Below are 24,714 nucleotides of genomic sequence, written 5' to 3'. Positions count from 1 at the left end.
TTTGGCCCTGCAATCATCCTTTTAATTCCGTCCAGTGAGGCGGGGAAAGGGGGCCTTGAGGTTATGACTATTTCCTCCGCGCCTTTTGAGCCTGTGTCCAGTGACCCAGCATTTGTAGAACCGGTTCCGGCGGTGCAAAACGCGGTGGCTACCACCGCCGCATCCGCCCGGGTGGTTTTGACGGCCGCTGACATAGACCGGGCCTTAACACGCATCGCCCATGAAATTTTGGAAGCCAACAAGGGCCCGCAAAACCTGCTCTTGCTAGGCATCCCGCGCCGTGGCTACCCGCTCGCCCAGCGCCTTGCCGCCAAATTGGCCGCCACCGATCCGCGCATCGACGCCGCAGCCATCGTGGGGCAACTTGATGTCACCATGTTCCGTGACGATTTGGCGCACCAGCCTACGCGTGCGCCCCAACGCACCCAACTCCCGGTCTCCGGCATCGACAACAAGGTGATTGTCCTGGTGGACGACGTCCTGTACTCCGGACGCACCATCAGGGCTGCACTGGACGCACTAGTGGACCTGGGCCGACCGCAGGCCGTCCGCCTTGCCGTCCTGGTGGATCGTGGCCACCGGGAACTGCCCATCCGGGCCGATCACGTGGGGAAAAACCTACCCACCTCTTCCAGCGAAAAGGTCAGGGTCAGGCTCGCCGAGATCGACGGCGCGGACGTTACCGACGAAGTAGTTATTGAGGCCGGCGCATGAGGCATCTGCTCGGAACCGAACAGCTGAGCCGTGAAAACGCCTTGGCGATCCTCGACACGGCCCAGGAGATGGCCGCCGTGGGGGAGCGGGAAGTGAAGAAGCTTCCCGCCCTGCGTGGACGCACCGTGGTGAACCTTTTCTTTGAGGACTCCACCCGCACCCGGATCTCCTTCGAGGCCGCGGCAAAACGGCTTTCGGCAGACGTTATCAACTTCAGCGCGAAGGGTTCCTCGGTCTCCAAGGGCGAATCACTGAAGGACACGGCGCAAACCTTGCAGGCTATGGGGGCCGACGCCGTCGTGATCAGGCACTGGGCCTCCGGTGCCCCCGCGCGACTGGCCAGCTCCGGTTGGATCGACGCGGCCGTGATCAACGCCGGGGATGGCACTCACGCCCACCCCACCCAGGCCCTGCTGGACGCCTTTACGATGCGCGCGCACTGGTCCGCACTCCAGGGCGTCCCCTCGGTGGGGGCTGATCTGGCCGGCATGCGCGTGGTCATTGCCGGGGACGTGCTGCACTCCCGCGTAGCCCGCTCCAATGTTTGGCTACTGCGCACCCTGGGCGCCCACGTCACACTGGTGGCCCCGCCCACCCTGCTGCCGGTCGGCGTCGAGCATTGGCCTTGCGAGGTCAGCTACGACCTCGACGCCACCATCGAGGCAGGCGTAGACGCCGTCATGATGCTGCGTGTTCAGGCCGAACGCATGAATGCCTCCTTCTTCCCCTCAACCCGGGAGTACGCCCGCCGGTGGGGCTTTGACGACGGACGCCTGGCCAAGCTGGACGCGCTCAACCTCAAAGACACCATCATCATGCACCCGGGGCCGATGAACCGCGGACTGGAAATATCCTCCGCTGCCGCCGATTCCCCCCGCTCCACCGTCCTGGCCCAGGTCCGCAACGGTGTTTCGGTGCGCATGGCTACCTTGTACCTGCTGCTCTCCGGGGACCTCCGCGAGAACCCCGCCACTTCCACCAGCCTGCCCCCAGCAAAGGACTTCTCATGACTAACGCCAGTTACCTGATTCGCAGCGCGTCACTGCTGGGCAACACCACAGCGGACATCCTGGTTGCCGACGGCATCATCACCGCCGTGGGCGAAAACCTCACTGCGGACGTTGTGGGGGATGCCACCGTGATCGACGCCGCGGGCCTGGTGGCGCTGCCGGGCATGGTCGATTTGCACACCCATCTGCGCGAACCCGGCCGCGAAGATGCCGAAACCGTTGAGACCGGAACCCGGGCGGCCGCGCTGGGAGGCTTCACGGCCGTGCACGCCATGGCCAACAGCTCACCCGTGGCCGACACAGCCGGCGTCGTGGAGCAGGTCCACACGCTTGGTCGCGAATCCGGCTGGGTTGACGTCCGCCCCGTTGGTGCCGTCACGGTGGGCCTGGCCGGCAAGCAGCTTGCCGAACTGGGAGCCATGGCCGACTCCCGCGCCCGCGTCCGAGTGTTCTCCGACGACGGCATCTGTGTCAGCGACCCTGTCCTGATGCGTCGGGCCCTGGAGTACGTCAAGGCGTTCGACGGGGTGATCGCCCAGCATGCGCAAGAACCCCGCCTCACCGAGGGCGCCCAGATGAACGAGGGCAAGGTCTCGGCAGTGCTCGGCCTGGCCGGCTGGCCCGCCGTCGCCGAGGAGTCCATCATCGCCCGCGACGTCCTGCTGGCCCAGCACGTGGGTTCACGCCTGCACGTCTGCCACGTCTCCACGGCAGGTTCGGTGGAGATCATCCGCTGGGCGAAGGAACGCGGCATCAACGTCACGGCCGAGGTCACCCCGCACCACCTGCTGCTGACCGAGGAACTGGTCCGCAGTTACAACCCCGTCTACAAGGTCAACCCGCCGTTGCGCGCTGACGCCGACGTGCACGCCCTGCGTGCTGCCCTGGCCGATGGCACCATCGACATTGTTGGAACCGATCATGCACCGCACCCCGGCGAAGCCAAGGAATGCGAATGGGCGTCGGCGGCCATGGGTATGACAGGACTGGAAACGGCCCTTTCGGTGGTGCAGGACGCCATGATCGAGACGGGGCTTATGAGCTGGGCCGACTTCGCCCGCGTCACCTCCACCACACCGGCAGCCATCGGACAGCTCGCAGACCAGGGACGCCCGCTGGAAGTGGGCGAGCCCGCCAACATTGTTCTGATCGACCCGGCGGCTCGCTGGAACGTTGACCCTTCCGCCATGGCCACCAAGGGCCGCAATTCCCCGTTCGCCGGCATGGAACTGCCAGGGAAAGTGGTGGCCACCTTCTTCCGCGGCCACCCCACGGTGCTCGATGGCGTGCTGAACACCCCTTACCGTTACGAGTCCAACTAGTGGGGGAGCGCACCATACCGGCGATCCTCACCCTGCTGCTGATCGTGGTGGTCTTTGGGATGATGTGGTGGGGCTGGCGCAACAAGCTCAAGCGCCAGGGCAACGTTGCCGAACTTCCCGAGGTTCCCGCCACACTGGGCACGCCCACCATGAGCGTGGCCGGACAGTACGTGACCACTACCTCAACGGGTGACTGGCTGGACCGGATAGCCGTTCACAGCCTGGGTGTGCGCACACCGGCGGAACTTGAGATTCACCCCGAGGGTGTGCTTTTGCGGCGCCGCGGCGCCCCGGATCTCTTTATTGCCACCGCGGCCCTGACCGAGGTCACCACACAAGCTGGCATGGCCGGTAAGTTTGTGGAAAAGGATGGGCTGGTGGTCATGAGCTGGCTACTGGGTGAGATGAGCGTTGACACAGGATTTAGAACCAAGGAGGCTGTTGCAAAACGCCCTTTGGTTAAGGCCTTGAACGAATTATTGGGCGGCGGCGACGATTTGCCTGACGCAGACATAAGCAGAAAGAACGATGAGAATGAGTGAAGCAACCATGCCTGCACAGGCGCTACTGATTTTGGAAGACGGCCGCACCTTCCGCGGCACCAGCTACGGCGCCGTCGGCACCGCGCTGGGCGAGGCCGTGTTCACCACGGGGATGACCGGTTACCAGGAGACCCTGACTGACCCCTCCTACGCCCGCCAGCTGATCGTCCAGACCGCCCCGCACATTGGCAACACCGGAGTCAACGCGGCCGACAACGAGTCCGCGAAGATCTGGGCTGCCGGCTACGTGGTCCGCGACGCGGCTCGCCGCCCGTCCAACTGGCGTTCGGAGGGAACACTCGACGACGAGCTCTCCGGCCAGGGCATTGTGGGCATCCAGGGTGTTGACACCCGTGCCATCACCCGCCACCTGCGCGAACGCGGCGCCATGAAGGCTGGCATCTTCTCCGGTGCCGACGCACTGCGCCCCGAAGCGGAACTGTTGGCCGAAGTCAACGCCCAGCCGTCCATGGAGGGCCTGCAGCTCGCTGAAGCCGTCAGCGCGACCGAAGCCTACGTCGTGGAGCCTGCCGACCACGGGTGGGACGGCGAGGCCAAGTTCGCCATCGCCGCGATCGACCTCGGCATCAAGGGCATGACCCCGCAGCGTTTCGCCGAGCGCGGCGTGCGTGTCCACGTACTGCCCGCCACCTCCACCCTTGCGGACGTTCAGGCCGTCAATCCCGACGGCGTGTTCCTCTCCAACGGCCCCGGAGACCCCGCCACCGCCGATGCCCAGGTTGCTTTGCTGCGCGAGGTCCTCGACGCCGGCCTGCCGTTCTTCGGCATCTGCTTCGGCAACCAGATCCTGGGCCGCGCCCTGGGCTTTGGCACGTACAAGCTGCGCTATGGCCACCGTGGTATCAACCAGCCCGTCATGGACCGCGCCACCGGCAAGGTGGAGATCACCAGCCAGAACCATGGCTTCGCCGTCGACGCCCCCAAGGACGGCGCCGTCACCGCCCCCGAAGAACGCTTCGGCCGCGTTGAAGTCAGCCACGTTTCCCTGAACGACGACGTCGTCGAGGGCCTGGCTTGCCTGGACATCCCCGCGTTCTCGGTCCAGTACCACCCGGAGGCCGCTGCGGGTCCGCACGACTCCGCCTACCTTTTTGACCGTTTTATCGACCTGATGGCCAGCACCGCCGCCGCGACCCAGACTGAGGAAAAGAACTAATGCCCAAGAGAGAAGATCTGAAGTCCGTCCTGGTCATCGGTTCCGGCCCCATCGTGATCGGCCAGGCCGCCGAGTTTGACTACTCCGGCACCCAGGCACTGCGCGTGTTGAAGGAGGAGGGCCTGCGGGTCATCCTGGTCAACTCCAACCCGGCCACCATCATGACCGACCCCGAGTTTGCAGACGCCACCTACGTGGAGCCGATCACCCCCGAGGTAGTTGAAAAGATCATCGCCAAGGAACGCCCCGACGCGATCCTGCCCACCCTGGGTGGCCAGACTGCCCTGAACACGGCCATCGCGCTGGATAAGAACGGCGTGCTTGCCAAGTACAACGTCGAGCTGATCGGCGCCAACATTGCCGCCATCGAGCTTGGCGAGGACCGCGAAAAGTTCAAGGGCGTCGTGGAGCGTTGCGGTGCCGAAAGCGCCCGCAGCCACATCATCCACACCATGGACGAGGCCTTTGAGGCCGCCAAGGACCTGGGCTACCCCATGGTGGTGCGCCCCTCGTTCACCATGGGCGGGCTCGGCTCCGGCCTGGCCTACAACCCGTCGGACCTGGAACGCATTGTGGGCCAGGGCCTGCAGTACAGCCCCACCACCGAGGTTTTGCTTGAAGAGAGCATCCTTGGCTGGAAGGAATACGAGCTGGAGATGATGCGCGACAAGAACGACAACGTCGTTGTGGTCTGCTCCATCGAAAACTTTGATCCCGTAGGCGTCCACACCGGCGACTCCATCACCGTGGCCCCGGCCATGACCCTGACGGACCGCGAATACCAGAACCTGCGCGACATCTCCATCGCCGTTATCCGTGAAGTTGGCGTTGACACCGGTGGTTGCAACATCCAGTTCGCGATCGAGCCCGACACAGGCCGCGTCGTCGTGATTGAGATGAACCCGCGCGTTTCCCGCTCCTCTGCACTGGCCTCCAAGGCGACAGGTTTCGCGATTGCCAAGATCGCCACGAAGCTGTCCCTGGGCTACACGCTCGATGAAATCCCCAACGACATCACGCAGAAGACCCCGGCCTCCTTTGAGCCGAGCCTTGACTATGTTGTTGTCAAGGTTCCCCGCTTCGCCTTCGAGAAGTTCCCGGCCGCGGACCCCACACTGACCACCACCATGAAAAGTGTTGGCGAGGCCATGGCCATGGGCCGCAACTTCACCGAGGCCCTGCAGAAGGCCCTGCGTTCCCTGGAGCAGAAGGGCGCCAGCCTTGACTTCTCCTCCGTCAACGCCCTGGACGTCCCCGATCTGATCGAGGCCGCCAAGCGCCCCACCACCGAGCGCCTCTCCCAGGTGCAGCGCGCCCTCCTAGGTGGCGGAACAGTAGAGGAACTCTATGCAGCCACCGGGATCGACCCCTGGTTCCTTGACCAGTTGGTACTGCTGAACGAGGTCTCCGTGACCGTCCGCCAGTCAACCGCGTTGACCCCGGAGATGCTGAAACTGGCCAAGCGCCACGGTTTCTCGGACGCCCAGATCGGTGCCCTGACCAACAACTCCGAGGCAGTGGTGCGCGGCGTCCGCCAGGCACTGAACATCCGTCCCGTGTACAAGACCGTGGACACCTGTGCGGCCGAGTTCAACGCCTACACCCCGTACCACTACTCCTCCTACGACGAGGAAGATGAGATCGCGCTGCACGAGAAGCCATCCATCATCATCCTGGGCTCAGGACCCAACCGCATCGGCCAGGGCATCGAGTTCGACTACTCCTGCGTGCACGCGTCAATGGCACTGCGCAAGGCCGGCTACGAGACCGTCATGGTCAACTGCAACCCGGAAACCGTCTCCACCGACTACGACGTCTCCACCCGCCTGTACTTTGAGCCGCTGACGCTCGAAGACGTGCTGGAAGTCATCGCGGCCGAGGAGCGCACCGGTGGCGTCATGGGAGTGTTCGTCCAGTTGGGCGGGCAAACCCCCTTGAAGCTGGCTCAGGAACTGGCCGACGCCGGTGTCCCCATCCTTGGTACCTCGCCGGAGGCTATCGACCTGGCCGAGCACCGCGGCATGTTCTCCCGCGTACTCGATGAGGCCGGGCTGATTGCGCCCAAGAACGGCACCGCCGTCTCCTTCAACGACGCCAAGAAGATCGCCGACGAGATCGGCTACCCTGTCCTGGTCCGTCCGTCCTACGTTTTGGGTGGCCGCGGCATGGAGATCGTCTACGACGAGGCGAACCTCTCCCGCTACATCAAGAACGCCACGGAAATCACCGAGGCCCACCCGGTCCTGATCGACCGGTTCTTGGAAGACGCCATCGAAATTGACGTTGACGCGTTGTTCGACGGCAAGGACATGTACCTCGGCGGCATCATGGAGCACATCGAAGAAGCGGGTATCCACTCCGGCGACTCCGCCTGCGTGCTGCCTCCCATCACCCTGGGCAAGGACGTTCAGGAGCGTGTCCGCAAGGCAACCCGCGCCATCGCCGAAGGCGTGGGCGTGCGTGGCTTGATCAATATCCAGTTCGCCCTGGCCGCAGACATCCTCTACGTGCTCGAGGCCAACCCGCGCGCCTCCCGCACCGTGCCGTTCGTCTCCAAGGCAACCGGCGTGCAGATGGCCAAGGCCGCCGCGCTGATCGGCACCGGCGTTTCCATTGCCCACCTGCGCAGCGTTCACCACATCCTGCCGGAAATCGGCGACGGTGGCACCCTTCCGGACTCAGCCCCGGTTGCCGTGAAGGAAGCTGTCATGCCGTTCAACCGTTTCCGCACGGTTGAGGGTCACGTTGTTGACTCCCTACTCGGGCCTGAAATGCGCTCCACCGGCGAGGTCATGGGCATTGACAAGCACTTTGACACGGCATTCGCCAAGAGCCAGGCCGGGGCCAACAACGCCCTGCCCGTCTCCGGCAAGGTCTTTGTCTCGGTGGCCAACCGCGACAAGCGCAACATCATCATGGCCGTCAAGCGTCTCGCCGATCTTGGTTACGAGATCGTCTCCACCGGCGGCACGGCGGACGTGCTGCGCCGCAACGGGATCGCCTCCACCACGGTCCGCAAGATTGCCGAGGGAACCTCCTCCGAGGGCGAAGGCACCATTGTTGACTTGATCAACAACGGCGAGATCGACATGATCTTCAACACCCCCACCGGCGGTCAGGCCCGTGGTGACGGTTACGAGATCCGCGCCGCAGCCGTCTCCAACGGCAAACCGTGCATCACCACCGTGGCCGAGTTCAACGTGGCCGTCCAGGCCATGGAGGCGCTGCGCACCTACGAATGGGATGTCACCAGCTTGCAGGAACACGCCAAGGTCCTGGCGGCTGGTCAGGCGCTGCAGCATGCCAAGTAGCAACACACCTTTCGGTGCCCGGCTGGCCGAGGCCATGGCCGCCAAGGGACCCCTGTGTGTGGGGATTGACCCGCACCCGGGCCTCTTGGCGGCTTGGGGCCTGGCCGATTCGGTGCAGGGTCTGAGAACTTTCTCACAGACCGTCCTGGAGGCCGTGGCCCCCTTGGCGGCGGCCATCAAGCCGCAGGTGGCGCTCTATGAGCGCCACGGTTCGGCCGGGCTGGCTGCACTGGAGGAGCTTCTGGCGGCCTCGGTGCAGGCTCAGGTTTTGACTATCGCCGATGCCAAGCGAGGGGACATTGGCTCCACCATGGCAGGCTACGCCGACGCCTGGCTGCGCGATGGTTCCTCACTGGCAGCCGATTCGGTGACCCTGAGCCCCTACCTGGGCTTTGAGTCGCTGCGGCCGGCTCTGGATTTGGCGGCCAGCAACGGACGGGGCGTTTTTGTCCTGGCACTGACCTCCAACCCCGAGGGCGCCTCCGTGCAGCATGTGGGCGGCAGCGAGTCAGTCGCCAAACGCATTGTGCAGGCGGCGGCGCTCGAAAATCAACGCTACGCCCAGGAGTCATTGGGTTCGGTTGGTTTAGTGGTTGGTGCCACGGTTGGCACCGCCCTGATCGATCTTGGCATTGACCTGGCCGCGGTGCATGGGCCGATCCTGGCCCCGGGGCTTGGCACCCAGGGGGCCACTGGTGCGGACATGCGGGCCACCTTTGGTCCCGCCTACCCGGCAGTCCTGGCTACCTCAAGCCGGGGCATCCTTGCCGCCGGTCCGGAGCTTGCAGCCCTGCGTGCGGCAACTGAACAAACACTGCTTGGCTTGTAGGGGGTAGGCCGCGCCCAAACGGGGACGGCCCTTGGATTGATTTTCCCGCCTCGGTGCGGATAGGTTCATGGGATACATTTCTTTGTGCAAGGGTCCTGCCAACGGCCCTGAGAAGGACCTGTCCGCACCGCAGCCACCGCAAGGAGCCTTTTCGTGAGTTTGCCGTCACTGTCTGACCAAGAACGCGCAGAAGCCCTGAAGAAGGCTGCGGCCGCCCGCACCGTCAGATCCCAGATCAAGGCCGACTTAAAGTCGGGGGCAGTTTCGGTTGCCGCCGTCATTTCCGCGGCAGCCGACGATCCGGCCCTGGGCAGGCTCAAAGTAACAGAATTATTGGAAGCCCTTCCGGGCATTGGAAAGGTACGTGCAACAGTGATTATGAGCGAGCTGGGGATTTCCCCAACCCGCCGAGTGCGAGGCCTGGGCATACACCAGCGCCGCTCCTTGGTAGATTTTCTGGGGCAGGCACACTTTCTAGGGCATGCACTGTGAGCGCCCGGGAGCACACAGTTCACGTGCCAGCCGAGAACACCGAACGCTTCAAGCCACGCAGCGGCGTGACGGTGCTGGCCGGTCCCACGGCTGTTGGCAAGGGAACCGTTTCGACGTTTATTCGCGACAACTACCCGCAGGTGTGGCTGTCCGTCTCCGCCACGACGCGCCCGGCGCGTCCCGGTGAGATTGAAGGCGTGCACTACTTCTTCAAGACCGCCGAAGAGTTCGATGCCCTCATCGAACGCGGAGACCTCCTGGAATGGGCCGTGGTCCACGGCCAGAACCGCTACGGCACCCTGCGCAGCACCGTGGAGGCGGCAGTACAGGCCGGCCGCAGCGTGCTGTTGGAGATTGATTTACAAGGCGCCCGGCAGGTCAAAGAGGCCATGCCGGAAGCAGATTTTGTGTTCCTGTCCCCTCCCAGCTGGGACGAACTTGTTCGCCGGCTAGTGGGGCGCGGCACAGAAACACAGCAAGAGCAGCAGCGGCGGCTGGAAACAGCTAAACTGGAACTTGCTGCCCAACCGGAGTTTGATTACACCATCGTCAACGATGATGTAAGCCGTGCCGCAGCCGAGCTTGTCACCTTGATGGGCCTCACGCCCAGCCATGGTGACTAACCGGCGTCACCCCATACACATTTTGGAGAAGTAATTGACTACACAACCCGAAGGCATCATCAACCCGTCCATCGATTCCCTGCTTGAGGCTGCGGATTCGAAGTATGGATTGGTCATCTTTGGCGCCAAGCGAGCACGACAGATCAACGCCTACTACGCACAGCTCCACGAGGGCCTGTTCGAGTACGTTGGCCCGCTGGTCGACACCAAGCTGAACGAGAAGTCGCTTTCCATCGCCTTCCGTGAAATCGACGCGGGCCTGCTGGTCTCCACGCCGGTCGAAACCGCGTAACTGCGGCGAGAACCACGTCACCGGTGACCGAGCTGAACATTGTTCTGGGGGTAGGCGGCGGCATCGCCGCCTACAAGTCGGCCCTGTTGCTGCGCCTTTTTACCGAGGCCGGCCACTCGGTTACAGTCATTCCCACCCAGGCCTCCACGAAATTTGTGGGGGTTGCCACGTGGGAGGCATTGAGCGGCCGTCCTGTCACCAATGACGTCTTTGACGCGGTGGACCAGGTAAACCACGTGCGGATTGGCCACGAGGCCGATCTCATCGTGGTGGCTCCCGCCACGGCCGACCTGCTCGCACGGGCTGCCGGTGGACACGCGGACGACCTGCTGACCACCACCTTGCTTATGGCGCGCGGGCCGGTGCTTTTTGCCCCGGCCATGCACACCGAAATGTGGCAGCACGCCTCCACTCAGGCGAATGTTGCCACGCTTCGATCCCGGGGTGTGAACGTTTTAGACCCGGCCGTGGGCCGACTGACCGGCCCCGACACGGGCCCGGGCCGTTTGCCCGAGCCCGAGGCGATCTTTGCCGCAGCCATGGCCCTGCTCGGATCCCCGGCCCCAGAAGCCCTGGACACTGCTCAGACTTGCGAAAAAGCTACAGAGCAGCCCGAATCCCCAGCAGTGAAGCAAGGCAGCCTCTCCGGGGTTCGGGTTCTGATTACTGCCGGTGGCACCCGTGAACCGCTGGACCCCGTCCGTTTCCTGGGCAACAAGTCATCGGGGAAGCAGGGCGTGGCCCTAGCCGAGGCGGCACTTGCCGCCGGCGCCGATGTGACCTTCGTCCACGCGCACATGGAGGTGGCGGCGCCCGCCGGGGCGAAACTCCAACGCGTAGAAACGGCGCTTGAACTACGTGCGGCAACGCTGGCAGCTGCGGCAAGTGCCGACGTCGTCATCATGGCCGCCGCCGTAGCCGATTTCCGTCCCAGCAACGTCTCGCAGGGCAAAATCAAAAAGCGGGACGACACCGCCGATCCCATCATTAACCTGATCCGCAACCCCGACATTCTTCTTGAAGTTGTGGCACACAGGGCCGCAGCGAACAGGCGGCAGCTCATTGTTGGCTTCGCCGCAGAAACCGGCGACGAACAAGGCGATGCCCGTAGCTACGCCGAAGCGAAGTTGCAGCGCAAGGGGTGTGACCTTCTGGTGCTCAACGAGGTCGGCCCGGGGGAATCCGGATCGGAACGGGTCTTTGGCCAGGACAGCAACAAGGTGCAGATTCTGTCCCTGGACGGCGCCAATCCGGTGCAGGCGTCCGGATCCAAGCGCACGGTGGCCAACGCCGTCGTCGCCCTCATAGCCGAACGGCTCGGCACAACTTAAAGTGCCAGTGTGAACGTGTGTTTCAATCCGTCCTCCACGCCCACGCAGCGTGTGTGAAAACAAGTAGAGTAGAGCAGTGACTTCAGCGAACCCCGTGCGCCTTTTTACCTCAGAATCCGTGACCGCAGGCCATCCGGACAAAATTTGTGACCAGATCAGCGACGCCATCCTGGATGCGTTGCTGGCCGAGGATCCCAATTCCCGTGTAGCCGTCGAGACCATGGCAACCACTGGGCTCGTTCATGTGGCAGGTGAGGTCACCACCGACGCCTACGTCGAAATTCCCGCTATTGTGCGCAACACGATTCTCGACATCGGCTACGATTCTTCGGCCAACGGCTTCGACGGCGCCCGCTGCGGCGTGTCGGTCTCGATCGGCCAGCAGTCACAGGACATCTTCGACGGCGTTTTCAACGCGTTGGAGGTCCGTGAGGGCACCGCAGTGGATGCCTACGACACCCAGGGTGCCGGGGACCAGGGCCTCATGTTTGGCTACGCCAGCAATGAGACCGCCTCCTACATGCCCACGCCCATCTTCTTGGCACACCGCCTCTCGGAACGCCTGACGGATGTGCGCAAGTCCGGGTTACTTTCTTACCTGCGCCCCGACGGCAAGACTCAGGTGACTATTGGCTACGACGGTGATACACCGGTTTCCGTGGACACGGTTGTTATCTCCAGTCAGCACGCCGAGGGCACGTCGTTGGACAAGCTGCGCGCTGACCTGCAGGAATTTGTGATTGCCCCGGTCATGGACGCCTCCGGGCTCGATGTGTCCGCGATCAAGACGTACCTGAACCCGGCCGGCCCCTTTGTGGTTGGCGGCCCCGTGGGCGACGCCGGCCTGACAGGGCGCAAGATCATCGTTGACACCTATGGTGGCATGGCTCGCCACGGCGGCGGTGCCTTCTCCGGCAAGGACCCGTCGAAGGTTGACCGTTCCGCCGCCTACGCCATGCGGTGGGTGGCTAAGAATGTGGTTGCCGCCGGCTTGGCCTCACGCGCCGAGGTTCAGGTGGGCTACGCCATTGGTGTCGCCCGTCCGGTGGGCGTCTATGTTGAGACGTTCGGTACCGAGACCGTTGACCCCCGGAAAATTGAGGACGCCATTGCGGCCGTCTTCGATCTGCGCCCGGCCGCGATCATCCACGATCTTGACTTGAAGCGCCCCATTTACGCCAAGACCGCGGCGCATGGCCACTTTGGCCGGGACGATCCGGACTTCACCTGGGAAAACCTTGACCGCGTTGACGCCCTGAAGGCGTTCTTCAACGCCTGAGAAGGCCACGTTATCCACAGCTAAGCACGGCCCGCCGGCATCATTGTCGGTGGGCTGTGCTTAGCTAGTTTTAAGCCGATGAACGTTCCGGCCCGTAATTCTTGAGCACGCAAGTCATGAGCACCAAAGTCATGAGCACGCAGGAAAGGACGCCATGGACCAGCACCTTGAACAGGGCGTGCAACTGAGCCTGCTCAGCGGCTTCGTGGGCAAAAAGCGTGTGGCCGATCCCCACAGCGGGGTGGAACTGGCGCGGTCCCTGCCGGTTGCGCAGGTGGTCATTGACTCGCCCCTGCCGCACCTTGACAGGATCTTCGACTATTCGGTGCCCAAGGAGCTCGACGACGACGCTCAGCCAGGTGTACGGGTGCGGGTGAAATTCTCCGGCCAGGACCTCAACGGCTTTCTCGTCGCCAGGGTTGCCACGTCGGAGAGTGAGCGCTTGGTGCCACTGAGCAGGGTCTATTCGGCCGTGCCCGTCCTGGCCCCACAGGTTTTGGAGCTGGCGCACCGGGTGGCGGCCCGTTACAGCGGGACAGTGGCAGACGTACTGCGCGTGGCCGTCCCTCCACGTGTGGCCAGCCTCGAAAAGGGGTACCTCAAGGCGGCTGCAGACCAGGCCGCCGCCCTTGCCGCGGTTGGCGGCACTGCGCCCGCCCTGACGGAAGCTGCACCGCCACCGCACCCCGGCCATTCGTTGTTCGCCGGATATCCCCATGCCGAGGACTTCATGACCCAGCTGGCCATGGGCGCCTCACCCAAGGCTGTGATGGCCTCGCTCACGGGCTACGGGCCCGCATCCTGGCATCATCAAATCGCCCAGATCGTGGCCTACTGCCAACTTTCCGGCCGTGGCGCCATTGTGGTGGTTCCGGACCTGCGCGACCTCGAACTGCTCGAACAAGCCTTTGCCTCGGTCCTGCCTGCGGGCACCTTCTTGAAGCTGACCGCCGACGACGGACCCACCCTGCGGTACGACAACTTTCTGCGCGTTCTGAGCGGCTCCGTGAAGGTGGTGATTGGCACCCGGTCGGCCGCTTATGCGCCAGTAGCCGATCTGGGCCTTGTCTGTTGCTGGGACGACGGCGACGAACTCCACATCGAACGCCGGGCACCCTATCAACACAGCCGTGACGTGTTGCTGTTGCGCTCGGAAGTTGAGGACACGGCCGTTCTCATGGCGGCACACAGCCGCAGCAGTGAATCCCAGCGCCTTGTTGCCACCGGGTGGGCGCAGTCCCTGGTTGCCGAGCGTTCAGTCGTCCGCCAGGGCACGGCCCGGGTCATCAGTACCGCGGACAGCTACGAGCAGGAACGAGATCCATTAGCCGCCCTGGCCCGTCTCCCACACCGCGCGTGGCAGACAGCCAAAACGGCTCTGGCAAGCGGGCCCGTACTGGTACAGGTCGCTCGCACAGGATATGCTCCGGCACTGGCCTGTCAACGCTGCCGTGACGTGGCCAGATGTGTCGAGTGCACCGGCCCACTCATGCAGTCCCGGGCAGACGGTTCCACCCAGATTCTTGTCACCTGCCGCTGGTGCGGGCGGGCTGAGGCAAGTTTCAGCTGCCCCAATTGCGGAAACCATGAGCTACGTGCCATCACGGTCGGAGCCTCTCGTACGGCGGAAGAGCTTGGCCGCGCCTTTCCCTCTGTCCCGGTCATAGCCTCGGCCGGGGACCACATCAAGGCCGTCGTAGCAGACCGACCCGCCATTGTGGTCGCGACCGTGGGTGCGGAACCTGTAGCCGCCCACGGCTACGCGGCGGCACTCCTGCTAGACGGGGACACCCTGCTGCGGCGCGAGTCACTGAGGTCGGGCGAGGACACCCTGCGTCGCTGGATGAATGCTGCGGCCCTCGTACGCCCGGCCAAAGACGGGGGCACAATAGTTGTCACGGCAGATGACACAGTCGAAGTATCCGCCCTGGTCCGCTGGGACCCCGCAGGATACGCCGAACGCGAGTTCCACCTTCGCCATGAATTGCACCTGCCGCCCGCTGTACGGGTTGCGGCGCTGACGGGCGGTGAAGCCGATGTTGTGGCCTTCACGGCGGCGCTGGAACTCCCGGACGAGGTGCGGGTCATTGGGCCGGCTCCCTTGGTCAACCCGTCCTCGTTTCGACCCGGTGGTGATCCCGAGCAGGCGCCGGACTACAGGACGCTGCTGTTCTTCCCCTATGCCATGGCGGGCAAGATCACAGGCGCCATGCGAGCCCTGAAAGCGGCCAATGCCGCCCGTCGAGTTGGCTCCCCGGTCCAGGTTCGCTGTGACGGGGTTGACGTCATTTAGAGCTCCGGTTCAAGAACGGTGGGGGAGGCAGGGCCGGACTCTGTCTCGTGGAAACGACGGGTCAGCGTCTGGCCGCGGAAGAACTGTGGACTTCTGATCCACCAGATCCCCATCAAAACCAAGCCAATGAGAAGACCACCCACTCCCACCACAGCCTCGGCACCGATACCGAAAATGGTCACGTTGTTTCCATTGGCATCAACAAGCCAATCAGGCTGGGCAAAGTTATACAGGCCATAGACGAACACCGCGGCGAGCATCAGTCCGCCGACCATGGGGTAGACGCCGCGCATGACGAAGTTGCGGAAAGATGACGTCAGCGTCTTGCGGTAGTACCAGGTGCAGGTGAAGCCCGTCAGGCCGTAGTAGAAGGCGATCATCAGACCGATGGAGCCGATCAGCGCCAGGAGCAAAGTGGGGCTGATCAAGGTGAAGATCAGGAAGAAAAGGGCCGAAACCAGCCCCATGCCGATAGTGGACCAGGTGGGGGTTAGGTACTTTGGATGCATCCGAGCAAAGTGTTCCGGAAGCGCCTTGTGTACCGCCATCGCCAGGGATGTTCGCGCCGTCGGCAAGATGGTGGTTTGAGTCGAGGCCGACGCCGAGGTCAGGATGGAGAACCCCAGAAGCGTCATCAAGATCGATCCCATGACCCCGCCACCGAAAAGTGCCGGGCCAATGGCGGAAAAGACATCGGCAGAGTTTGCCGGATTCGCCAGTCCGATCCCTTTGTCTCCAACGCCCGCGAAGGCAATGGCTGCAACGGTGACAATGCTGTAAGTGGCCAGCAGCAGGAAGGTGCTGATCACTGCCGCCCGCCCCGGTGTCTTGCCGGGGTCCTTGGTTTCCTCATTGACGGAAACTGCCGTGTCCCAACCCCAATAGATGAAGATGGCCGTCAACATGGCCGGTGCAATGGTCTGGCCGAAATTCAAGGTGAACGGGTTAAACCAATCCCAGTTGGGCATGATGGAATACGGTTCCGCGTTCCCCGAGTACACCCTGACCAGGGCAAAGACGGCGAAGAAGATCAAGATCACGACCTCGAATGAAAGTAGCACGTACTGCACGCGGGCAGATATTTCGATGCCGCGATAACAGATCCAGGTCATAACGGCGATCCACAGCAGGCCCGCAATGGTGGTGGCTGTCGTGTTCGAGGCCAGGGCCGAGACGGCTGGAAAGCCAAAACCGCCAACAAAGGTGAACGAGTACGCTCCGGCGATTTGGGCCAGGTTCGCCATGACGATGATGTCGGCGATGATGATGCCCCAGCCGCCCATCCACCCCGTTTTTGGTCCAATGGCCCGGGAGGCCCAGGTGAACGTGGTGCCGCAATCGGGTTCTGCCTTGTTTAGTTCCTGGTACGCCACGGCGATCAGGTACATGGGAATGAAAGCCAGTAGAACAATTCCGGGGGCCTTCACCCCGGCCACCAAGCCTCCGCCGACCACGATGAAGCCGAGGCTGGCTGCCAAACTGTAGGCCGGCGCCGTTGAGGCGATGCCAACTACCACGCTTGAGACTAGGCCGAGGGCCCCGCCCTTCAATCCTTTGTCATTGACTTCGTGAGATCCTACTGTGCTGGACATATGACTTCCAACCGCTATGGCCGGACCGGCCGGCAAGGGTGGATCCGTGGGGCTGCCAGTATGCGCAGGGCCACGGATCCGATTCTTCTATGCGAAATCATCTACCTACATGTGGCTTCGCGCAACTATTTTCTACTTTGCCCGCCAAGTAGAACGCCTTGCCCCGCAAAGTGGGAAGCCATGTGGGCCCGGGGATCCCTGCGCCGGCCTAGGGCTGCCGGTATCCGCGCATTTCTTCAATGGCGTTGATGATGATCGCATCCGGGATCAATGGCGGAGTATTGGGGGTTGACTCCGGAGGATACAGGTGGCCAGCTGGCGAGATCCACCCGGGTCTCGCGGCGGGGTCGTGGGAGGTGGCGGGCGTCCACCCGTTCATGATTCTGGTGCCAGATCCCGGGACGCGACCGTTCCTTGCAGCATTGTGGGCCAGCCTTCTTTTCCCCTCCCGGGACTTGCCATCCTTGAAGTGCTTGAGTCGATGGTGGGTGCCACATTCACTCCTGAGATTCTCCGGAGTTGATGCCCCTCCGTTTTCCCATGCAAGGACATGATCGAGTTCCGTGTCAGCGGTGACGGTGTTGCAACCGGTGAAAACGCAGGTGCCATCGCGTGCGCGCAGCATTGTTCTGGTGGCACCGGAAACCCGGTATCGGGTGGGATCCATGGAAAGATACTTGTTTGTGTAGGGGTCCACCATGATCCGGTACAGGGTGGGGCTGCCGGCGGCCAGTTCCCTGGCCATGTTTGGCGGGATGGGGCCGTATCCCTCAAGTTCTGCTGGCTCATTGGACCGTCCCAGCAGCGTCAAGAGAGGAATAGTGACCAGGACCTGGGCCAACGGTCGTGTGGAGCTGCCTGGCACCGTGTCCGCGCTAGCTGGTGCGGGTTCATCGGTATCCGGCGCCATGTCCGGTGCCTGTCCAACGGGGAAGGTGCCGTGGTTTTGTGCCGGAGGTGTGCCCGTCGCAAGAAGCCATTGCACGAGCACATCCACGCGCAGTTGCGTCAGGGTGCGGTGCTCGCTGGATCCCTGCAGGGTGCGTGCGGTACGCGTTGCTTGGTTCCAGATCCCTTGTGCGGCGTCGGCCGGCAGGAACATTGATAGCCACGACATGCCGTCCTTGTCGGGCAACAGCACCAGCTTTCGCTCAGAAATGGCCATTGCGTGTCGGGTGGCGATGATGTCCGGATGGGTGCGTTCCCTCAGGCGACGGGCCTGCACAAGGAATTTAGGGGTGGTCATTCCCGCCGCCAGTTCCAGAAGTTGGTGTTCGAATTCAAACAGTGCCGTCTCCGAAACAGCAGGGCATCCCGATGGAGTTTGCGACTCACCCAAGGTCTCAAGGTGGTCAAGGACAGCGGTCGCGTTGCGCCATGAGATGGAACCGTTGGACAGTGCCGTCAGGGTATCCGGATGCTGGCGCACTAAGGAGGTGCATTGCTTTTTCAATGCCGCACCGGAGTGCTGGGGAAGGCCTAGGGCCGCACTGAGCTCGGCTGTTGTGGAGATCGAGAGGACTTCCTGCTGCCAGGGATCCAGTTCGGATACCTTGCCGAGTCGGGTGGATGCGGCGTCGAGCCGCTCAATGGCTCTGGCCTTGAGCGCTGCAATGCCGGATTCGATGAGCGCAAGGCTGCGCAGGGTGGAGACGGAACACAGGTACTCGGCCTCGGCCAGTGCTTCGACCGAATCAATGATCAGTTCTGTGGAGGCGACGGGAGGATGGGGCTCGCCGGCCAGCTGGCGTGCCCGTGCGAGGGGGTCGGGCACAGAGACGTCTTGGCGCTCTTGTCGCCGGGGCTGGGATACCGGATCGACGAACTGATAGGCGGCCACAATGCCGGGCGCCGGGGACCATGACCCTGCCGCGGGCTGTCTGCCTGCGGTCGGGGGTGTCATCTCCGGCTGGAATTTTTCCATGTATCAATTCCATCACCATCATTAGAATATGTAAACGATTAATTGTTCTAATGTTGAAAACTATACGAATACTTATACCTGCGGAGGGACGAAGATCAATCGACGACCGTGAAGGCGTCGCTCTGGCCGCGGAGCCGTGCGCCTAGGCGCTCCGAAGGTGTTCCGCGATCGCCAACAACTCCCGGGCGGAGGCATCCCAACTGAACGCGCCCGCGCGGGCCACCGACGCCGTCGAACTCTCCGCCCAGGCACCCGGCTCGGCTAGGGATCGGACGGTCGCGGCAAAGTCGGCGGCGGAATCCGCCGGTACATAGTGCGCTGCGTCCCCGCCCACCTCACGGAAGATCTCCGTGTCTGCGACGACCACCGGCGTTCCTAGGGCCATAGCTTCAACGAGTGGCAGGCCGTAGCCCTCGGCCTTGGACAAGGTGACCAACGCCGTCGTGCGCAGCAGCATTTGGTCGTATTCGGCGTCGGTGACACCGTTGTGGAAGACGACCGTTGCACCGGCTGGAACCAGCGACTCTAGCTCCGCGCGACGTTGCGGGGTGATGCGGCTAAGGAGGTTCAGCGTGAAGTCTGGCAGCGCGGCCATGCCGGCAATGAGCGTTTCCACGTTCTTGTACGGCATGAAGGAGCCCATGTACGTCAAGGTTTTCTCGGGCGCAACGGCGGGATCTCGCGGCGTGCGGTCGCCCTGGGGTGCGTTGCCGATGATCCGGATGGGCTTCTTCGTGAGCTTGAATTTGTTCATCAAACCCAGGGTGGTCTGGCTGATGGTCGCCACCACGTCGGCACGATTCAGCAGCACTCGCTGCGGCCAGTAGGCCTTGTGGTAGAGCCGCCACAGTGCTCGCACGGGCGCGGGCAAGAACCCGGGCGGGGCTGGGTGCTCGTAGTAAATGAGGTCGTGAAGGGTCAATACCAGCGGGTATTTGCGGCCCCAGCTACCCATGGTTTGCATGGGGCAAAAGACCAGATCGGCGCCCAGTTTGTTCACGTGCCGGGAGACGAAAAGTTCCAAAGGCGAGAGCGGCGAGTTGATCTTCACCCACGGCAGCGCCGGCAGGAGTGCCAGCTGTCTCTCATCGTGAATGAGCATTGTCACCTGGGCGTAAGGGGCGACGGCGGCCATCAGCGAGGCGCCGTACCGGCTGATTCCGTCGTGGTGGTCCATGCGTGTGAAACGGGCGTCCATGACGATTTTTGGTTGCGGGCCGGCAGGGGCCGGCGTGGTGCTGGCAGTCACGGGGCGGGATGCCTTTCCAGGAAGTCGATGATGGCATTCGCTGCCGGTTCGGGTGTTTCATAGTGGATCAAATGGCCGACGTCGGCGATGACCACCAATTCAGCCTCGGGCAGCAATTTCACGAGTTTGCGCTGGTTGGGAAGCGTGGCAATCTCATCCTCGGCGCCAGCAATGAGCAGCGTGGGCAGCGTCAACGCGGTGGCCACTTCGCGCACGGTACCGCTGACCGAGGCCTGGAACGACTCCAGGAGCATCTCGCGGTTGGCGAAACCGCTGAAGTACGCATGGTGCTGGGCGTGGATGAATGCCAACAGCTCTTTGTCCCTGGTCTTGGCCATGGTCACGCTCATGACCTTGACTATCAGCTTGCTGCGCAGCAGGGCGTTGCCCAGGGATGCTGGCAGCTTCGCCGAAGCCCAGTAGTAGAACACCGCCAGCTTGGTCATGACCCCTTTGGGCCCCTCAAGGGCAGGGGAGGCGATGGGGTTCACCAGGATCAGGGGATAGACCCGGCCCGGACGGGCGGCGACAAAGTGGCTGACCACAATGGATCCGAAGGAATGGCCCAGCAAGACGGTGTCGGGTCCCAGGCCCAAGGTTTGCAGGAACGTGTCGAGGAACTCGCCATAGCCGGCAATGGAATGCGTGTGGTCCTTGAATGCGGGGGAGAGGCCGAAGCCTGGAAGGTCCGCCATGACCACGCGGTGTCCGGGCAAGAGCTCCACCACCCGCTCCAGGCCGTGGTGGTCGCCGCGAAAGCCATGCACCATGACAATGGTGCGGGTGGCCGCCGACTGCTCAAGGGGCTCATAGTCCCAGTAGTGCACGGCTGTGGCCAGCACCTCAACGGTATGCGCAGATTTCCTGGTGTCGAGGTCCACCACAATGGGCGGGCCGGCCGGCGTCGTACGCTTCTTCACGCTTGAGTTCATCAAATAAACCTAGTTCACCTGGGTGGGATTGGAGCCTGAGCGGTGGCCGCGATCCATGGCCGCGATGGTGTCCATCTGCGCGGCGCTCAGGGCGAAATCAAAGACCCGCAAATTCTCGCTGATGCGCTGGGCCGAGCTGGCCTTGGGAATCACCAGATGCCCGGACTGGATATGCCAGCGCAGCACAATCTGGGCCACGGAACGCCCGTGGAGGGCGGCGATGCCGGCGAGGTCTGGATCGTCCAGGAGGCCGCCACGGGCCAGCGGGCTCCAGGCCTGGGTGGCGATGCCGAGTTCTGCGTGGAGGGCGCGCAGTTCGCGTTGTTGCAGCCACGGGTGGAGTTCGATCTGGTTCACGGCGGGAACCACATCGCAGGCGTCCAGCAACTGGCGCAGGTGCTCGGGTTCGAAATTGCTCACGCCGATGGCGCGCACGCGGCCTTCCCCGTACAGGGTTTCCAGTGCCTTATACGTGGGGATGAAGAGTCCCTGTTCGGGGCATGGCCAGTGGATGAGGAACAGATCAAGGGAGTCCAGCCCGAGCCGTTCCATGGACTCATCGAAGGCGCGCAGCGTGGCGTCATAACCGTGGTGATCGTTCCACACCTTGGAGGTCACAAAGAGGTCTTCCCTGGGCGTGCCGGTGGCGACGGCGGCACGAATTGCGGCGCCTACCCCCTCCTCATTGCCGTACAGGGCGGCGGTATCTACGCTGCGGTAACCGGCGTCGAGGGCGGTTGAGACCAGGTCGGCACAGTCCTGGGCGGGGACCTTGTAGACCCCGTAGCCGAGGGCATCCATCAGTACGCCGTTATTGAGAGTGACTTTGGGGGAAGAATGCATACTTATGACTCTAGACGAGTAGAGCGGGGATGCCGCTCGCTAGAGCTCGCTAGAGGCCGTCCAGGCTGTTCAGGAAGCCAAATATCGGGTCATTGGAGGCGGTTTCTTGTTCCACTAACTCCCGGGCCGTGCTCTCGTCCAAGATTAGGTCGGTAGCAAGTCCGGCCGCGAGTGCGCCACGGAGGCCCTTAATTTTCCGGGCACCGGAGACCACGCAAATACGACGCCGGATCTTGCGCAGGCTGTCCAGGCTAGGACCGCTGGAGCGGTCGTTAAGCACGATTCCGGCATCGCTGCCATCGCCGCGGAAGAACACAGTTGCCACATCGCCAGCCACCCCACTGGCCTCGAGTGCGTCGATGTCGGTGGAGTCTAGGTAGCCGCCAACGTAGACGTGGCTGGGGACGTCGGCATCCATGGATCCGACCCCGAAGATGGCGATGGTGGCGCGTTCCTGGAGATCCAGGATGCGCCTGACGCTGCGTTCCTCCCACATCATTCGCTTGGTTTCTGCGTTGTCGAAGAATGCTGGTACCGGGAACTGTTCCACCTTGGCGCCGTAGGCAGTGCCAAAGCGGCGGATGATCTCGGAGGCGTAGGTGATGCCGGTGGTTTGGGTGTTGCCTGCCCCGTTGAGCTGGACGATGGTGCTGCCATGGGTTGTTTTACGGGTCAGGTGCCTGCTGACGGCGCTGAGCGTGGAGCCCCAGGCCACACCAATCACCGCGTTGGAGTCCACAAGAGGTGTAATGGTGCGGGCAGCCTGCATGCTGACCCGGTCCAGGACGTCCACCTCGTTGAGAGTGTCCGCCACGGGAACAACGTGGACCTCCACCTTGTAGCGATTGCGGATGGCCCGTTCCAGCTCGGGCGCCCTGTCCGAGGGGGTCTTGATTTGGATCTGCACCAGGCCGCTCTCTCGGGCGGCCGACAGGAGCCGGGACACTGTGGAACGGGACGTTCGAAGTTCACGGGCAATGGCGTCCATCGTCTGATCCTGCAAATAATACATTTGTGCAGCACGGAGTGCGTCTGACTGCTTTGTTCGCTTGGTTGGCATAAGAACTCAGACCTTTCTGCACGTTTGTGCAAGGATGTTGACTATATTTTCCATCTGTTCAAACAATAATGGGAACAGGCGTCATTGGCGCAAAGTAACGGGACTCGAATGAGGTCAAGTTGAGAATCCTTGGTAATGCCGGCAAGAACACAGAAGCTACCGATCCGCAGGTAGCTGTGCGTCCTGGGGTGCAAGCCATGCGTGAGCGCCCGCATGCCAAGGTTTTGATTATTGGTGGCGGCATCAACGGCGTCGGAACCTTCCGTGATCTTGCATTGCAGGGAGTCGACGTGACCCTGGTGGAGCGCGGCGACTACTGCCAAGGTGCCTCTGGTGCCTCCTCGCACATGATCCATGGTGGCATCCGCTACCTGGAAAACGGCGAGTTCCGTTTGGTGAAGGAATCCGTGGTTGAACGGAATCGTTTGCTGAAGATTGCGCCGCATTACGTCAAGCCGCTGCAGACCACCATCCCGATTTTCAGCACCTTCTCCGGCATCATGGCCGCACCCGTGCGCTTCCTCACGCACAAGCAGGGCAAGCCGCAGGAGCGCGGCGCGTTCCTGATCAAGGCCGGCCTGACCATGTACGACGCCTTCTCACGTGATGGTGGCACCGTACCCCGCCACGAGTTCAAGGGCCGCGCCAAAGCTCTGGCCGAACTGCCCGACCTGGATCCGAAGATCAAGTACGCGGCCACCTATTACGACGCCTCCGTGCACAATCCCGAGCGACTCACCCTGGACGTGCTCCAGGATGGCGAGAAGGCGGGGCTGGCAGACGGCACCGCCAACGCCCGTGCCACCAACTACCTGGCAGTGACCTCCATCAACGACGACGGCGTCGAACTCACCGACCAGCTCACCGGGGAGTCGTTCACGTTTACCGCCGACGTCATCGTGAACACGACAGGCGCCTGGGTAGATGAAACCAACACCGCCATGGGTGCGCTGACCAAGTTCATGGGCGGCACCAAGGGCTCTCACATCGTCCTTGACCACCCCCAACTCCTGGCAGCCTGCCACGGGCGCGAAATCTTCTTCGAGCACACCGACGGCCGCATTGTGCTGATCTACCCCATGGGGGACAGGGTCCTGGTCGGCACCACCGACGTCGACGCCGACATGTCCAAGGACGCAGTTTGCACGGAAGAGGAGATTGACTACTTCTTCGATTTGATCGGCCACGTGTTCCCTGCCATCAAGGTCACCCGCGAGGAAATCGTCTACAGCTTCGCCGGCGTCCGCCCGCTGCCGCGGCACGATGAAACCGCACCCGGCTTCGTCTCCCGTGACTACCGCATTGAGCGGGCAGATCGTGCAGTCGGCGGAGCCACGGTTCCCGTACTCAGCCTGGTCGGCGGGAAATGGACCACCTTCCGTGCCCTGGCCGAACACATGAGCAACGACGTCCTGGCCATCTTGGGCGTTGAACGAAAAACTTCCACTGCCAAGCTCCCCATCGGCGGCGGTGCCAACTTCCCCGCGGACGACGCCGGAATTGAAGCCTGGATCGCCTCCCATGTCAGCGACACGATCGACGCCGCCCGTGCCGGGGTGCTGTTGACCCGTTATGGCACCCGCGCCGAGGCCGTCCTGGCTTACCTCGCTGATGGGGACGACGAAGCTTTCGATTCCACTCACGAGCTGAGCAAGCGAGAGATCGCCTTCATGGTGGAAAACGAACAGATCGGCCACCTCATCGACGTGCTGATTCGCCGCACATCCTTGGCCTTCCGTGGACTGGTCACCAGCGAATTGCTGGCTGAAACGGCCTCCGCACTGGCCGGCCCCCTGGGCTGGTCGGAGACAAAGATCGCCGAAGAAATCAGCCACGCCCAAAGTATTCTGGCCCGTTTCCACGGTGTCCAGGTTCAAAGCTTGATTGCCTGACGCCCCT

20 protein-coding genes are annotated in these 24,714 nt (G+C 63.0%); 14 read left to right on the top strand and 6 right to left on the bottom strand.

Annotated elements, in window-relative coordinates:
- The first annotated feature begins 63 nt into the window (after positions 1–63).
- From pyrR to CXQ94_RS06325, 13 genes are all read left to right on the top strand, one after another.
- On the top strand, positions 64–714 hold the full coding sequence (pyrR, locus tag CXQ94_RS06385; RefSeq protein ID WP_104087406.1) for a bifunctional pyr operon transcriptional regulator/uracil phosphoribosyltransferase PyrR: 651 nt from the start codon (positions 64–66) through the stop codon (positions 712–714).
- Positions 711–1,724, top strand: a complete 1,014-nt coding sequence (locus CXQ94_RS06380) for an aspartate carbamoyltransferase catalytic subunit (protein WP_104087405.1) — start codon at positions 711–713, stop codon at positions 1,722–1,724. Before pyrR ends, CXQ94_RS06380 begins: the two co-directional genes overlap by 4 nt.
- Complete coding sequence (locus CXQ94_RS06375) at positions 1,721–3,046, top strand: dihydroorotase (protein WP_104087404.1); 1,326 nt, start codon at positions 1,721–1,723, stop codon at positions 3,044–3,046. Before CXQ94_RS06380 ends, CXQ94_RS06375 begins: the two co-directional genes overlap by 4 nt.
- Positions 3,046–3,588 carry a hypothetical protein gene (locus CXQ94_RS06370; RefSeq protein WP_258066803.1) on the top strand — a complete coding sequence of 181 codons (543 nt, stop codon included), beginning with the start codon at positions 3,046–3,048 and terminating at the stop codon, positions 3,586–3,588. The genes CXQ94_RS06375 and CXQ94_RS06370 overlap by 1 nt, the downstream gene beginning before the upstream one ends.
- Positions 3,581–4,765, top strand: a complete 1,185-nt coding sequence (gene carA / locus CXQ94_RS06365; RefSeq protein ID WP_104087403.1) for a glutamine-hydrolyzing carbamoyl-phosphate synthase small subunit — start codon at positions 3,581–3,583, stop codon at positions 4,763–4,765. Before CXQ94_RS06370 ends, carA begins: the two co-directional genes overlap by 8 nt.
- Positions 4,765–8,076: a carbamoyl-phosphate synthase large subunit gene (carB, locus tag CXQ94_RS06360; RefSeq protein WP_104087402.1), complete on the top strand. Its 3,312-nt coding sequence runs from the start codon at positions 4,765–4,767 to the stop codon at positions 8,074–8,076. Before carA ends, carB begins: the two co-directional genes overlap by 1 nt.
- Positions 8,066–8,905: an orotidine-5'-phosphate decarboxylase gene (gene pyrF / locus CXQ94_RS06355; protein ID WP_104087401.1), complete on the top strand. Its 840-nt coding sequence runs from the start codon at positions 8,066–8,068 to the stop codon at positions 8,903–8,905. The genes carB and pyrF overlap by 11 nt, the downstream gene beginning before the upstream one ends.
- A 153-nt stretch (positions 8,906–9,058) precedes the next feature.
- Positions 9,059–9,397 carry an integration host factor, actinobacterial type gene (gene mihF / locus CXQ94_RS06350; protein WP_104087400.1) on the top strand — a complete coding sequence of 113 codons (339 nt, stop codon included), beginning with the start codon at positions 9,059–9,061 and terminating at the stop codon, positions 9,395–9,397.
- 23 nt (positions 9,398–9,420) lie between these two features.
- Positions 9,421–10,020: a guanylate kinase gene (gene gmk, locus CXQ94_RS06345; protein ID WP_104088393.1), complete on the top strand. Its 600-nt coding sequence runs from the start codon at positions 9,421–9,423 to the stop codon at positions 10,018–10,020.
- Between the two features lie 34 nt (positions 10,021–10,054).
- Positions 10,055–10,312 (top strand): DNA-directed RNA polymerase subunit omega, encoded by a 258-nt coding sequence (gene rpoZ / locus CXQ94_RS06340; RefSeq protein ID WP_104087399.1) that lies wholly within the window; start codon positions 10,055–10,057, stop codon positions 10,310–10,312.
- Between the two features lie 32 nt (positions 10,313–10,344).
- Positions 10,345–11,643, top strand: a complete 1,299-nt coding sequence (locus tag CXQ94_RS06335) for a phosphopantothenate--cysteine ligase family flavoprotein (RefSeq protein ID WP_104088390.1) — start codon at positions 10,345–10,347, stop codon at positions 11,641–11,643.
- A gap of 76 nt (positions 11,644–11,719) precedes the next feature.
- The gene (gene metK, locus CXQ94_RS06330; RefSeq protein WP_104087398.1) at positions 11,720–12,922 is read left to right on the top strand and encodes a methionine adenosyltransferase; all 1,203 of its coding nucleotides are present in this window, start codon (positions 11,720–11,722) and stop codon (positions 12,920–12,922) included.
- A 154-nt stretch (positions 12,923–13,076) separates the two neighbouring features.
- Complete coding sequence (locus CXQ94_RS06325) at positions 13,077–15,215, top strand: primosomal protein N' (protein ID WP_181034102.1); 2,139 nt, start codon at positions 13,077–13,079, stop codon at positions 15,213–15,215.
- Here CXQ94_RS06325 and CXQ94_RS06320 read toward each other — a convergent pair.
- From CXQ94_RS06320 to CXQ94_RS06295, 6 genes are all read right to left on the bottom strand, one after another.
- Positions 15,212–16,807 carry an APC family permease gene (locus CXQ94_RS06320; protein ID WP_104087397.1) on the bottom strand — a complete coding sequence of 532 codons (1,596 nt, stop codon included), beginning with the start codon at positions 16,805–16,807 and terminating at the stop codon, positions 15,212–15,214. The two genes, CXQ94_RS06325 and CXQ94_RS06320, sit on opposite strands and share 4 nt — an antisense overlap.
- Positions 16,808–17,015: 208 nt before the next feature.
- Entirely contained in the window at positions 17,016–18,731 is a 1,716-nt protein-coding gene (locus CXQ94_RS06315) for an HNH endonuclease signature motif containing protein (protein WP_104087396.1), read from the bottom strand.
- Between the two features lie 142 nt (positions 18,732–18,873).
- Positions 18,874–19,929 (bottom strand): glycosyltransferase family 1 protein, encoded by a 1,056-nt coding sequence (locus CXQ94_RS06310; RefSeq protein ID WP_104088384.1) that lies wholly within the window; start codon positions 19,927–19,929, stop codon positions 18,874–18,876.
- Between the two features lie 47 nt (positions 19,930–19,976).
- Positions 19,977–20,912: an alpha/beta fold hydrolase gene (locus tag CXQ94_RS06305; protein WP_104087395.1), complete on the bottom strand. Its 936-nt coding sequence runs from the start codon at positions 20,910–20,912 to the stop codon at positions 19,977–19,979.
- A gap of 9 nt (positions 20,913–20,921) precedes the next feature.
- The gene (locus CXQ94_RS06300; protein ID WP_104087394.1) at positions 20,922–21,755 is read right to left on the bottom strand and encodes an aldo/keto reductase; all 834 of its coding nucleotides are present in this window, start codon (positions 21,753–21,755) and stop codon (positions 20,922–20,924) included.
- A 49-nt stretch (positions 21,756–21,804) separates the two neighbouring features.
- Positions 21,805–22,815 carry a sugar-binding transcriptional regulator gene (locus CXQ94_RS06295; RefSeq protein ID WP_104087393.1) on the bottom strand — a complete coding sequence of 337 codons (1,011 nt, stop codon included), beginning with the start codon at positions 22,813–22,815 and terminating at the stop codon, positions 21,805–21,807.
- A 197-nt stretch (positions 22,816–23,012) separates the two neighbouring features.
- Here CXQ94_RS06295 and CXQ94_RS06290 point away from each other — a divergent pair, with 197 nt between their 5' ends.
- A complete protein-coding gene (locus tag CXQ94_RS06290; RefSeq protein ID WP_104088381.1) occupies positions 23,013–24,707 on the top strand; it encodes a glycerol-3-phosphate dehydrogenase/oxidase in 1,695 nt (564 codons plus the stop codon).
- Positions 24,708–24,714: the final 7 nt, after the last annotated feature.

It is taken from the genome of Arthrobacter sp. GMC3 (assembly GCF_002929305.1).
Taxonomy (GTDB): Bacteria; Actinomycetota; Actinomycetes; order Actinomycetales; family Micrococcaceae; genus Specibacter.
This window is presented reverse-complemented; position numbering and strand designations above follow the sequence as displayed.

What these genes read in the sequence shown, in the direction of transcription:
- pyrF (WP_104087401.1), top strand. Translation starts at nt 8,066, where the DNA reads ATGCCAAGTAGCAACACACCTTTCGGTGCCCGGCTGGCCGAGGCCATG.
- CXQ94_RS06315 (WP_104087396.1), bottom strand. Translation starts at nt 18,731, where the DNA reads ATGGAAAAATTCCAGCCGGAGATGACACCCCCGACCGCAGGCAGACAG.
- pyrR (WP_104087406.1), top strand. Translation starts at nt 64, where the DNA reads ATGACTATTTCCTCCGCGCCTTTTGAGCCTGTGTCCAGTGACCCAGCA.
- carA (WP_104087403.1), top strand. Translation starts at nt 3,581, where the DNA reads ATGAGTGAAGCAACCATGCCTGCACAGGCGCTACTGATTTTGGAAGAC.
- CXQ94_RS06295 (WP_104087393.1), bottom strand. Translation starts at nt 22,815, where the DNA reads ATGCCAACCAAGCGAACAAAGCAGTCAGACGCACTCCGTGCTGCACAA.
- CXQ94_RS06300 (WP_104087394.1), bottom strand. Translation starts at nt 21,755, where the DNA reads ATGCATTCTTCCCCCAAAGTCACTCTCAATAACGGCGTACTGATGGAT.
- CXQ94_RS06325 (WP_181034102.1), top strand. Translation starts at nt 13,077, where the DNA reads ATGGACCAGCACCTTGAACAGGGCGTGCAACTGAGCCTGCTCAGCGGC.
- CXQ94_RS06305 (WP_104087395.1), bottom strand. Translation starts at nt 20,912, where the DNA reads ATGAACTCAAGCGTGAAGAAGCGTACGACGCCGGCCGGCCCGCCCATT.
- carB (WP_104087402.1), top strand. Translation starts at nt 4,765, where the DNA reads ATGCCCAAGAGAGAAGATCTGAAGTCCGTCCTGGTCATCGGTTCCGGC.
- CXQ94_RS06310 (WP_104088384.1), bottom strand. Translation starts at nt 19,929, where the DNA reads ATGGACGCCCGTTTCACACGCATGGACCACCACGACGGAATCAGCCGG.
- CXQ94_RS06380 (WP_104087405.1), top strand. Translation starts at nt 711, where the DNA reads ATGAGGCATCTGCTCGGAACCGAACAGCTGAGCCGTGAAAACGCCTTG.
- CXQ94_RS06320 (WP_104087397.1), bottom strand. Translation starts at nt 16,807, where the DNA reads ATGTCCAGCACAGTAGGATCTCACGAAGTCAATGACAAAGGATTGAAG.
- CXQ94_RS06375 (WP_104087404.1), top strand. Translation starts at nt 1,721, where the DNA reads ATGACTAACGCCAGTTACCTGATTCGCAGCGCGTCACTGCTGGGCAAC.
- CXQ94_RS06290 (WP_104088381.1), top strand. Translation starts at nt 23,013, where the DNA reads ATGCGTGAGCGCCCGCATGCCAAGGTTTTGATTATTGGTGGCGGCATC.